Here is a 13,658-nt window from a genome sequence, read left to right as displayed (position 1 = left end):
CGTAAGCCTTACCATTGATGGTCAGGGTCACTTTATCGCCTTCTGCGATATCGCCACCTGTCGCCGTACCGCTCACCGCGATGGTCTCGCCGCTTTCGGCTTGGTTGATCACGTCATCGGCGGTGATGTTCGCCACCGTGACGGTGCCTGCCGTCGCGACGGTATCCAGTGTTACACTGTCTGTACCTTTCGCTGAGGTGTTGCCCGCCGCATCAGTGATGGTCGCTTCGACTGTCAACGTTGCACCTTCTGCTGGTACTTCGACACTCGTCAAGACTTCGCCTGCATTGATATGAGCTTGTGTCAGGACGATAACCGTGCCGTTCACCGCTAAGGTATCGCCTTCAACCGCATTCGTACCGGTGAGAGTTATGGTCACGTTCACTTGACCATCCAGCTCTGCCGCACTGAGCAGACCGTCGTCGTTCACATCTTCTGTGATGGTCACGCCTGGTGCTTCAGGGGCAGTATCATCGATGTCGCTGACATTGATAGTGAAAGTTTGGCTGGTTTGACTGCCATCTTCAGAGGTGGCCGTAATTTCTATGGTATGTGAATCAGAAGTTTCATAATCTAATGCACCGTTAACGGTGACTACACCTGTTTCAGGATTAATAGTAAACAGGCCATCTGAATCATTGCTGAGTGAATAGGTAACATTTTGACCATCAGGGTCTACTGCGTGTCCAGTGATGTTGACTTCAGTACCAATGCTTGCATTTTCTGCAACGGTATTATCGCTGTTATCTGAATCTGTTACGGCACCCACATCATCATTCACCGCATTTACGCCTACATTAACGGTAATTGAATCTGTTCCTCCATTACCGTCACTCACTATTACGGTAAAGCTGTCCGTGCCATTGAAATTTTCATTAGGTGTGTAAGACCAATTACCGTCGACGTCAACGGTTAATGTACCATTAGAGGGCTCCGTGCCTTTTGCAAAAGTTAGTGTGTCTCCATCTGCATCTGAAGCCGTGAGTTTTCCACCAACTTGTGTATCTTCATTTGTTGACACACTCAAAGTATCGCCAAGAGGATTCCCATTTTCGTCAGCAACGACTGGGTTATCATTGATATTCTCGCCAGTGACGGAGTCCACTCCTTGCGCTGAAACATTACCTGATGCATCCGTCACAGTGGCATTGACAGTAAGTGTTTCATTTTCTCCAGGAACTGGGTATGAGACGGTAATGAACCCAACATCGATTTGTTCTTGGTTGATGATAAAATCGGGTTGCCCAGTGATTTTTAGTGTATCGCCAACTTTGACGCCTTCCGGAAGCGTAATTCTGACGTCTATTGTTCCATCGTTTTCATCAGAGGTTAGGATTCCATCATTATTCGCATCGTCCAATATTTGGACAACGGGCGCACCTGTTGGTGTGTTGTCTTCGGTAACAATGCTGTCACGGCCTTCTACTGAGGTGTTGCCCGCTTGATCGATCACCGTCGCCGTAATATTTAGTGAGTCACCGTCTTCTGGACGATCGTACTCAAAAGAAATTGAGCCGTTATCGATCATCTCTTGCGTAATGATGATGTCAGGTTGCCCTGTCACTGAAAGCACATCACCAGCTTCCGCATCTGATGGGATACTAACCGTAACAGTGACTTTTCCTTCAAGCTCAGCATCCGTTAACAAACCGTCGTCGTTGAGATCATCTTCAATGGTGACAATAGGAGTAGAAGGTGGCGTCGTGTCCAGCTCAAAAGTTACTGGAGAACTGGTTGACGTTGAATCACCATTTGGCTTAACAACTTCAGAGGTCACTGTGTAATCACCGTCTGTAGTCATATCCGTTGCTGGGATGGTCACAACGATTGGAGAGAAGCCATCCCAATCATCGGGCACAGAAACTTCTATAAAGACTGAGTCACCCGTAGGTTTTGATACTTCGAGGAAAATAGTATCTTCCGTTGTTGTGCCAGAAGGAACAGTGACCAGAACATCGACACCATCTTGCGCCTCTTCGGCATTAACTGAGTTAACCGCTTCTGGGATAGATAAAATAGGGGCGACTTCTAGGCTCGGCTCTGTAGTCAGTAAAATTCGGTAGGATTCTAATAAAGTTAGGCTTTGAGTTCGAGACAACCCTTGGCTCTCTAGGCTGCCTGTATTAAAGGAAGTTTCAGCAATGGATTGAGCACCAACACGCTCAATTTCACCTGAAGTGGTTAAGCTCGATCCTAATGCTGCGTTACCTGCGGCTGGCGCAAATTCATCCCCAAACTGGGTAGGGTCATCGCCCCCTTCTAATGCAGCAAAAATATCTTGGATATCTTCATCAAGCTCCAACTCATTCAAGTTCTGATCGTTATCAACAATATTGATCTTTGGAGAAGCTTGTTCTTGAACATCGTCTGATGCAAAAACCACTTCGCCTGGAAGTAAAGGCGTTCCTTTTGGAACAACTCGAATGTTGCCTTCTTGATCGATAACAATTAATTGACTGATACCCGCGATCGCTGATGACAAAAGAGATTGAATAGAATCCATGCTAACCCCAAAATTATTCGTTGCGTCATTACGAGCCAGAGTGAACGACGCATTAGATTTTCATTAGTTAATCTAAGAATTTATCATCTATATGGAACTAACTCCACAAAACCCATTGCCTGAATCAATATCTCTTTACAATCCCTGCGTACTTTATGAGCTAGCTCTCAAAGTTGATAACCTTTATATTACAATTCCAACCGCTTTTAGAAAGTTGGAACTAAATTAATGATAAAACAACCAAATTCACGAAGAAAAGTTTATTTTCATTAAAAATTAATCCTTAAAGTAAAAACTCGAAAAGAGCTTTATGGGCAAGTTTATCTTTAATAAGCCATTTCTCACTCGATTTTCACACGACTGAATAAGTAATTATTTATCAACTTTTCTTATTTTTAATACAAAAATCTTATATGTGATTCAATTTCTTCATTGTTACTTAAGATCTAATTGTAATTGGGTATCACAACTTCATATCATCCTATTTCTTATAACTGGGCTCCCCTTCTTGCCACGAATCAAAAAGATGACTCATCACTAAGCCAATTGGTATCTTCCGATCAGCCCTATGCTGGTTACGCGTTCACTTTAATCACCGAGCATTCTTTTTGGGGAAACGAAATACCACCAAATTTTATTAATGCGCATCAGTAAAAGTACTAGTAATCGTTAAAAATAGTCGACATAGAATAGCCTTATACAAACTAGTGAATTAAATTGTTGAATTAGCAGAAATAAAAAAGGGCTGGAAAATTCCAGCCCTTTGAAAATAGGGAAGTTTACATTAATCCCATCTAAAAGCATTTTGGTTCATAAGTTCATTCACTATTTCACTTGAGGTCGAAGTGAGTGATAAACCATAGTCACTAGCATTGCCGATGACAACATCTATCGCCTGCGTCATACCGACTTCAGGCGTTACAACAAGCTCTAGAGTTGAGCTATCACTAGAGACAGATGCAGAGATATGACCCAGCAGTTCAGAAAGATCACTGCCATCTACCGAATCAGGCAAGATGTCCCTTAAGTCCATCTTATCGCCGATGCTGACGTCGGTGGATAACGTAAAATCAGTGATTTGGTCATGACTTGAATTACTGTCTGTTTCTCCTTTGTACCAGACAAACAAGTCGCTCCCGCTGCCACCAGTTAAAATATCGTTCCCGCTGCCGCCCGCAAGAATATCCGAACCGCCATCACCGTCGAGAATATCATTTCCAGCAAGGCCAAATAGGCTATCAGACAATATCATCCCACCATCGATGGTATTCGCTGCACTGTCACCGATATTGTCACTTACGACCAAACTACCGTTGTCTAGCAAACGCTCTATTTTCTCTTCAGGGGATAAGCTGTTTGGAGATGCGTGATTCAGGAATTCACTCAATCCTACATCTTCGATTTCAATAGTTTGAATCACACCACTCGCGTCGCTTATAGTAAGTATGCTACTGCCTGAATCCTCTGAGAGAGCAATGTCGGATGCTAACGCGGAAATACCTAGCAAGTTATCTGCTTGAACAATTGCGCTGATATCCAGCTGATCATTGTTTGCGTCAAACTCTCTAACTATGTCATGCCCCGCTGGCGAACCCAATGAACCAGGTTGCCATATAAAAGCGTCTTGAGAAACTGCACCGCTCCCTTTTGGATCACCAAAAATCACTTCATCGTCGTCCGTTGCGATGAGGATATCATTGCCTGACGTAACCAAGCCATTGAACAATGCACCATTAACCGTCACGGTGACGGTTTCAGTCGAAATGCCTCCGTGTGAATCTTCAACTTCTATGGTGAACGTTTCTGTTTTAGTCGCACCACTTATTAGGTCAGATGCATTGGGTTTGGTTTCGTCAATAACGTAAGACCACATCCCAGATTGATTGATACTGAGGTTCCCATACGTTCCGTTAGGATCTGAAACAGACCAAAGCAGTGAATCGTTGTTTAAATCAGGATCTGATGCCGTAAGGCTTCCGGCTGCTGATGCTGCAAACCCAAGTGTTGTGGTCCCCGCAACATTTACAGCTGTAATTATTGGTGCATCGTTTCTACCAGATACGGTAATACTGACGTTTTGGTTCCTTGAGCCACCATTTCCGTCAGAGACTTGCACAGTAAAGAGTTCTGTCTCCGTCTCACCTTCTCCTAATGCATCACTGCCCAGCAATGCATTATTAACGGTGTATTCCCACTCACCTGACGATGCATTAAGTGTTATCTCACCGTATTGACCAACCGAGCTGCCTACTATCAACCAAGAGTGCGTATCCGATAAATCTTTGTCCGATACGTTCAAATCCCCTGTAATACTTGAGGCTGAACCTTGGGAAATCCCACCTGATACATCACCAGTAATCGATGGTGCATCATTACTTCCTTCAACATCTATTGTGACTGTCTTCGTTACCGTTTCGGTACCGTCAAATACACTGATCTGGAAGGTATCTTGTTCTGTCTGTCCAGCCGCTAAATTTTGCACTGCATCCGAATCGTTCGCTAACGTGTACGTCCATACACCATTAGCATCAACGGCAATGGAACCATACGTACCCGTATCACTGCCATTCACACTCCAAGTGTGTGTGTCGTTCACATCGACATCGCTTACATTCAGGTCACCTGTCGTGCTTGAATTTCCGTCTTCGGATATGCTGCCTGTCAATGGTCCACTCACGATGGGTGTATCGTTGGTTCCCTTAACGGTAATAGAAACCGTCTGTGTGTCGCTCTCGTTGTGTTGATCGGACACTTTAATTTGATAAGCAATGACGATTTCTTCGCCTGTACCTAACTCTTGAATATCAGAATGGCTGTTATCTAAATTAAATGTCCATTCCCCACTCTGATCGACAGACATACTCCCATATGGCGAATTGTCATTCAGCACTTCCCAGAGATGGGAATCTGGAGTATCCAAAACATCTGGATCACCGGAATTGAGTTGACCAGTAATGGTAGTCGCAGATTCTTCCTGTGCTATTGCGTCCGTATCTGATGAGAGATTACCCACAATAACCGGGGCATCATTTTCACCATTGATGGTGATATTAATGGTGATGGTGTCTGTACCGCTGAATTTGTCGGTAACCGTCACAATCGCAGTATCAACAATGGATGATCCTTTGCTCAAGCTGTTTACCGTTGTGTTGCTACTGTCGACAACATACTCCCATGCTCCTGTCGTAGGGTTAACCGTCATTGTTCCATATGATGCCGCAGTGGTGACACTGTAACTCGCAGTATCTGCTTCATCAACATCTGCTGTGACCAAACTTCCAGACGCTGTCGTAACGGCGGTTTCTGCAACAACACCTGTTGCGTCTCCAGAAATAACAGGGCCATCATTCGTCCCCGTAATGGTCACAGTCACGGTTTCTCGAGTGGTAACGCCAAAGCTGTCTACTGCAATAACCACAAAGACTTCCGATACCGAAGAATCCGGTGACAGTTTCTCGACATGAGGCTGACCGTTGTATAGGTTGTAAGTCCAATTGCCATTAGCATCAATTTCGAACGTTCCGTACGTCCCTTTAAGAGCACTACTTCCTTCCTTAGCGATAAAGGAAGCAGAATCATCGGAATTGGCTTCATTCGCATCCAATTTTCCTGAAGCGGGTGTACTGCTGTTTTCTACCGCAGTACCCGATACATCACCAGAAATCACAGGCGCATCATTGGAGCCTGTAATGGTAATTGTGATGGTTTCTGATGACTCAAGCCCAAGCGCATCTCGAACAACGACATCAAAAGTTTCTGAGAGCGTGTCTGTTTGACCTAAGTTTTGAACCGTAGTGTTACTTTGATCTAACTGATACTCGTAACTCCCAGTAACGGAGTTAAGAACCAGTTTTCCGTAAGTGCCCTGCTCTTCGTTCGTTGCCGTTTCATTAGGCAATCGCCACTCATGTACATCATCCACGTCAGGGTCGCCAGAATTGAGCGTTCCAGCCACTTTGCCGTCATTATCCGTGTTCGCAATATTACTGGTGAGTTCACCAGTAATACTTGGTGAATCATTAGTGCCCGTGATATCAATTTCAATTTGGAGTTTGATTGGGTTACCACTGGCATCAACGGTGGTTTTTCCGTATTCATCAACGACAACCACGTTAAAGCTCTCAGTGATCGTTGCCCCTGCCTTTAACTGATTAACAGCGGAATGAGCACTGTTGAGGTTGTAGCTCCAGTTTCCTGATGAATCGAGTGTTAATGTGCCGTATTCGCCTTCACCTGTTGGCAAGTGCCATGTGCTTGCACCGAGCCCTTCCGGTATGGTGAGTGTTCCAGAATCGGTTTCTGTTGTATCTTCAACCAGTTGCGCGGTATCAATAATGGGGCTTGTCACCTCAACGTGATCAGCACTGCCCACGACATTAATCGTTATCGTTTGAGTATCTGAGTCGTTGGTTTCTCCGGAGGAATCCGTCACTTTTACAGTAAATGTTTCTTGCTCAACTTGCCCAGGCTCCAAAGCCTGAACCAGTGGATCACTGTTGTTTAAAATATAGTGCCACTTCCCAGTTACTGGATTGAGTTCCAACGTACCATAGGTACCTTCAAGCTTATTATCCGGTGCGACAGTGCCCTCACTATTGATTAAGCTCCAAGTATGTAAGTCCCCGACATCAGGATCGTTCGCTATTAACTGACCAGATTCTGAGGTGAGAGAGTCTTCGGTCACAGAACCAGAAATATCACCAGCAATATCCGGCTGATCATTGTTTGGCGAGCCACCATCTCCAACAGAAGGGAAATTAGAGCCTTGCACTTTAATAACAATTGGGAAAGCTGCTGATACACCACCGTCTAGATCTTTCGCTTGAACATGGAATACGTCATTTACGGTACTGCTTGGCGCAGGCATCGTTTTTTCTGCATCGATGGTATACAGCCATTTACCTGTCGCGGAATCGATAGTTAGAGTCCCATAACTTCCATCGCTGTCTACCACCGTCCATTCCTTGACATCATCAAGAGAATCAGCATCTGTCGCAACGACCATGCCTTGGGTAGATTCGGATTTCGTTACCGTCACAGTGCCATCATCGTCTCCTGTCACAACGGGTAAATCATTGGTTCCTTTAACGGTTATTGTAAGATCTTTACTCACAATCGCACCAAATTCATCTTCCGCAAGAATCGTGAATGTTTCTGTATAAGTGTCGCCTTGACGCAAACCTTGAATTTGATGGGAATCATTATTGATCAAGTATTCCCAATTGCCGCTTTCATCTACAGTAAGCTTACCTAAATTTCCTGCAAACGTAGAGGCGACAAACTTTGCGGTATCTACAGAATCCGTGTCTGTACCATCAGAAACATCAATATCGATTTCCTGAATATCAAGCTTTCCGCTCAATGAGACACTTGTACCTGTTCCACTATCTTCGGTATACGTCGCAGAAATATCTCCAACAATGTCTGGCTCATCATTGGTTCCAGCAATTGTAATGGTCAGGGTTTTCTCTACTTTTTCTCCCGCATCATCTTCGACAAAAACCGTAAACGTCTCCGTCAAACTTGTGGTCGGTGAGAGCTGTTGAATGGCTGTCGAATTCGCATCGTTTAGGGTATAGCTCCACTGACCCGTTGCAGAGTTGACCACGAGATTTCCGTATGTGCCTTCCCCAGCTGTCGGTGGACCAGATATGCCAAACTCAGCACCGTCGTCTTTATCGGGATCTCCCGATTTAAGCTGACCGGATACAGCCGTTGCGACATCTTCGGTTAACGTTTTAGACAGCTGGCTTCCTGACAATGTCGGTGCATCATTGGTTCCCGTAATGGTTATCTCTACTTGAGATTCACTTTGCTGTCCAAAGCTGTCGGTTACTCGCACTGTGAACGTGTCGGTAGCGGTGTCGCCTTCATCCAATTGGTTAACGTCCTTGGATGAATCATTAAGAGTAAACGTCCATTTACCGTTACTGTCGATAGAAAGCGAGCCATAGTGACCAGACGGATCGACAACCATCCAAGTATGCGTATCACTTCTATCTGGATCGCCAGAATCCAAAGTGCCAGTTGTGGTATTCGGCGTAGACGGCGTACCAGTGCCTGCCAGTTCTTTTATACTGCCAGTATCATCGCCAACGATGCTTGGATCGGTATTGGTCCCTACGACATTGATGGTGATTTCTTGTGTGGTTTTTCCTAAGTTACCGTCATCCACTTCTACAATAAACGTATCTTGCGCAACTTCCCCTGCGTCTAGCTGAATCGTTGCCTCTTTCGTTGAATCCAGTTGATACGTCCACTTCCCAGTATTTTCATCAATCTCGAACGTTCCGAATGTACCCGCTGAAGCCACTACTTTCCAAGAATGTGTATCTGTCGTGTCGGTATCAAGCGCGGTAAGCTGTCCCTCAGTTTCTTGCTGACTGGCAACCGCTTCGATCACCGTACCCGAGATTTTACCTGTTATCGTAGGATCATCATTGCTGCCTTGAACCGTAATCACCAGATTCTTTTCTGTTTTCGCTCCGTGACTGTCGGTGACCGTCACCCGATAGGTATCCGTCAACGTCTCACCTACCGCGAGCGCTTGAACTTGACTATTCGAATTTGTAAGTGCATAACTCCAATTGCCATCAGAACTCATGGTTAATTCACCGAATCGCCCTTTGGGATTCAAGACGGCAAAGGTGTGAGTATCATCCGCGTCTGGGTCGCCATCGAGTAATGTACCCGATGTCAGGCTCTGAATGTCTTCTGTAACGGTGCCAGTTAGGTCACCATCGAGAGTCGGAGCATCATTGCTGCCTTTAATCGTAACCACTACTTTTTTAGTGGTTGACGCCCCTTCGCTATCGGTCACTTTAACCCAATATTCCTCACGAACGACGTCTCCGATATCGAGATAATCGGCTTTGTCATTGTCGAGTGTAAACCTCCACCATCCAAAGGCATTAATACTGAATGTGCCTAAACTGTTTGGGTGGGACCGAGTGACTTCCCAGGTATGTGTCTCGTTTTGATCGACATCACCTGGTTTTAATCTCCTGGATACGGACAATGTTCCGTCTTCAGTCACCGTGCCGATTCTGCTGCCCGTCATGCGTGGAATATCGTTTGTACCCGTGACTTCAATGGTGATTTCTTTGGTATCGATACCGCCTTTTCCATCGCTCACCGTGACCGTAAAGGTTTCCTGTTCTTTTTGCCCTTCAGGTAGGCGCTGGACTGTATTACTTTGGTTGTTCAGGACGTAGGTCCAATCTCCGTTTGCGTCGATAGAGATGGAACCGTATTTACCAACGCCATCATTGCTCACCGTCCATCCATGAGTATCATCCACATCGGCGTCTGCCACGTCCATGGAACCATTTACGGTTAACGTGTTGTCTTCTTTTACTTGTCCAGACTGTGTACCCGAGATAAACGGTTGATCGTTATCTCCCGTTATCGTAATGACAATATCTTGAGTAATCACTCCGTTATAGTCATCGGTGATTTCAACAGTGAACGTATGCGTGACTTCCTGACCTTCTGCCAAAGCTTGCGCCGCCGCATTATTTATATCGAATTCCCATTCGCCTGTCGCTTCATTAAGGCTAAATGTACCGTAGGTTTGAGTACCGCTACCCTGTAGCTTGAATTCCGTACTATCAGGCACATCTGGATCTTGGATCGCGATTGTACCTGTCGCCTTCTGAAGTGACGTATTGTCTTCTTCAACGTCGCCAGATGTTCCACCGGTGACAACCGGTAAGTCGTTGCTGCCTATAACGAAGATCTCAATGTCTTTTTCAACCTTGCCACCGTTACCGTCACTTAGGGTTACGGTAAACGTTTCCGTCTCTCGCTGGTTTTCATATAGGCTATTGGATTTTGCCGCATCCAATACATACCGCCAATTCCCGTCGTTGTCGATGGTGAGGTTGCCATAGGTCCCTGCTCCACCGCCGTTGATTGTCCAAGTATGTTCGTCATTGACATCAACATCGGTAAAACTGATGGCACCAGAAGCCGTCGTTTTGGTGCTGTCTTCGGTGACGGTGTCGGAAAACTGACCTCCCGTGACAATAGGCACATCATTTGTCCCTGTTATCGTAACAGTCACCTCTTGAGTATCGGTTGCATTGCCATCACTCACTTGAACAGTAAAGGTTTCAGTAACGGTTTGGTCTTTTGCTAACGCTTGAACCGCAGTAAGCGAGTTATTGATTTGGTACGTCCATTTTCCCGTACCTGAATCCACCGTAAAACTACCGTATTGAGAAGGATTCGTGCTGATGTCCGACCACGTTAAATCTGTATTAGGTGACGTATCGTTATCGGGGTCTATCACAACCAATTGCCCTGTCGCAAGGTCATTACCAGCCGTATCTTCTATGACTGAACCCGTTACATTTATCGTCGAATCGATCACTGGTGCATCGTTGGTACCGACAATGCCAATTAAGACTTCTACCGTCGTTTCGCCGCCATCTTCGTCCGTGACTTTGACTAGGTAGGTTTCAAACAGCTTCTGACCTTCTTTCAGGTAATCCGCTTTGCCTGGGATCAGTTCAAACGTCCACACCCCTTCTGCATTGATTTTGAACGTACCAACGCTGTCTTCGGGAGCGGTTCCGCCAACGACGGTAAACGTGTGATTGTCGTTGTCTAAATCTTGCACCACAAGATTTTTAACGATACGCGTTGTATTATCTTCACGAGTCCACCCCCCTAAACGTTCTTCCACAACGGGTAAGTCGTTCGTACCTTGGATGGTGATTTCAACCGAACTGGTTGTGCCATCGGCGGTGGTGACTGGGTAGGTAAAGCTTTCGCTTTCACCCACTCTTAAATGGTCAAATGTGCTGCTGGCAGTAAAGTTCCAATTACCATTGACATCGATAACAAAAGTACCCAACGCGTTGGTAATGGTATTGGCAACAAAACTGTTATCCGGACCATCTACATCCGTACTGGTTAGAGTACCTGAAGTGTTGAGGATGCTGTCGTTTTCAACCAGCGTAACCGAGTCTGACGACACAACCGAAGCATCGTTGGTGCCGACAATGCCAATTAAGACTTCTACCGTCGTTTCGCCGCCGTCTTCGTCCGTGACTTTGACTAGGTAGGTTTCAAACAGCTTCTGACCTTCTTTCAGGTAATCCGCTTTGCCTGGGATCAGTTCAAACGTCCACACCCCTTCTGCATTGATTTTGAACGTACCAACGCTGTCTTCGGGAGCGGTTCCGCCAACGACGGTAAACGTGTGATTGTCGTTGTCTAAATCTTGCACCACAAGATTTTTAACGATACGCGTTGTATTATCTTCACGAGTCCACCCCCCTAAGCGTTCTTCCACAACGGGTAAGTCGTTCGTGCCTTGGATGGTGATTTCAACCGAACTGGTTGTGCCATCGGCGGTGGTGACTGGGTAAGTGAAACTGGCTTCTTCCCCTACTCGGAGATGATCAAATGCGCCATTAGATGAGAAGGTCCAGTTTCCATCCGCATCGATCTCAAATGTACCAAAATCGTTAGTAATGGTATTGGCAGAAAAACGATTATCTGGACCATCAATATCCGTACTGGTTAGAGTACCTGAAGCGTTGAGGACGCTGTCGTTTTCAGTAAGCGTTCGGGTATCAGCGGAGACAATGGAAGCATCATTAGTCCCCACCACGGTAATGGTGAGAACTGTAGTGTCTGTCCCTCCCGCTTCATCAGTAACGGTCACTGTCACCGGAATTTCGAGAGATTGCCCCTCTTGAAGATAATCATAGCTACTGGCATCGAATGTGTAGCTGCCATCATCGTTAAAGGTAAGCCCTTCCACCACATCTGTAGTACTAAATGTCAGAACACTACCTGATGGCAAATCGATGTCTGTCGCATCCATTTGTCCTGAAAAAGTTTCATTGTCATTCACGGAAAAAGAGTCTGCCTGAGCGACAGGTGCATCATTAGTGCCCGTTATCGTTATTGTTAGTACACCAGACCCTGAACCACCTAGGTTATCTGTCGCGGTGTAAGGTATAGTGATAACCTGTTCTTCACCTTCAGACAATGAATCATAACTCGACGCATCAAACGTATAACTGCCATCGGAGTTGAACGTTAAACCAACAGCCGTTGATGTTGTTGAATAAGTCAGACTCGCGCCAACAGGAAGGTCGGCATCCGTCGCTAACACCTGCCCCGTAATGGAAGTATCCTCATCCAATGCGGCATCAAAGTTTTGAGCAGAAGGCAGCAGATTAATTGCGGCGATTTGTAAAAGGTTCAGCAGTGAAAGGCTTTGTGTTTCAGACACACCTTGGCTCTGTAGCCCAGACGTATCGAAAGATGTAGATGCTAAAACCTGCACGCCCGTTCGTTGAACTTCAGCAGATAAGCCAATGGACGATCCAGCAGCAGCAGTACCGGCAGCAGGAGCCAGTTCTTCAATGAGGGTGGGGTCATTCCCTTCCTCTAAAGCAGCAAAGATTTGACCAATTTCAGGGTCGGTATCAAGAGCAATTAACTCCCCATTATCACCGACAATAGAAGTGGTTGGGAGATCACTTTCAGAAAATAATAACAAGCCACTTTCATCTTGCAGAACAATTTCCCCTGCAAGTAATACTGTACCGACGGGAACAATTTTGATGTTACCCGCAATATCGATGATTAACATTTTTTCTTGTGAAGGTGTTTCTACCCCAGCAGCCGTAGCAAAATCCACAAGTAGAGTAGGATCCTGACCTGTCTCAATTGTCGCCAATATTTGGTCGATATCCGTTAGAAGCTCCGGCTCACCTTCTTTCGCAGGGAGCTCAGCAAGAACGACCTCGTCGTCTATAGCGACAAACACTTCTCCAGGTAAGAGGGCATAATCTTCAAGGACAATTTTCAAATCACCTTGTGCGTCTATTACTATAGCTTTACCCAATGCGGACAAGCCCGCAGAAAATAAAGGAGAAAAAGCGGCCATATTTTTCGACTCCCAGGTAAGCAAACCTTCACGTATTTAGTCTAAATCACGTGATTTCAAATGAACTGATAAGCGTTGAGATAAATAAGCGACTATAATTTATTAGAAAGCTTATAGAATCGATATTTATTATTGGACTCTGTCTATCTCAACCGATATTATTTAACCCTTAATAAGTATATGTATTTATTAATACTTATCAGTTCCAAAAGTGAGAATCACACTATTTAGCCTATTGTCTTC

2 protein-coding genes are annotated in these 13,658 nt (G+C 45.4%); both read right to left on the bottom strand.

Translation table 11 applies throughout. From position 1 onward, the window contains the following. The coding region (locus tag HC752_RS18270; protein ID WP_190336602.1) for an Ig-like domain-containing protein at positions 1 to 2,503 on the bottom strand (2,503 nt) is incomplete at its 3' end. Positions 2,504 to 3,287: 784 nt separating this feature from the next. Then, positions 3,288 to 13,415, bottom strand: a complete 10,128-nt coding sequence (locus HC752_RS18265; RefSeq protein ID WP_190336601.1) for a VCBS domain-containing protein — start codon at positions 13,413 to 13,415, stop codon at positions 3,288 to 3,290. Positions 13,416 to 13,658: the final 243 nt, after the last annotated feature.

Origin of the sequence: Vibrio sp. S9_S30 (genome assembly GCF_014694455.1) — a bacterium.
Taxonomy (GTDB): Bacteria; Pseudomonadota; Gammaproteobacteria; order Enterobacterales; family Vibrionaceae; genus Vibrio.
The sequence above is the reverse complement of the archived record's forward strand: the minus strand, read 5'-3'. Positions and strand labels throughout refer to the sequence as shown.

Bases quoted from the DNA above. Each gene is read 5' to 3' on its own strand.
- HC752_RS18265 (WP_190336601.1), bottom strand. From the start codon at position 13,415: ATGGCCGCTTTTTCTCCTTTATTTTCTGCGGGCTTGTCCGCATTGGGT.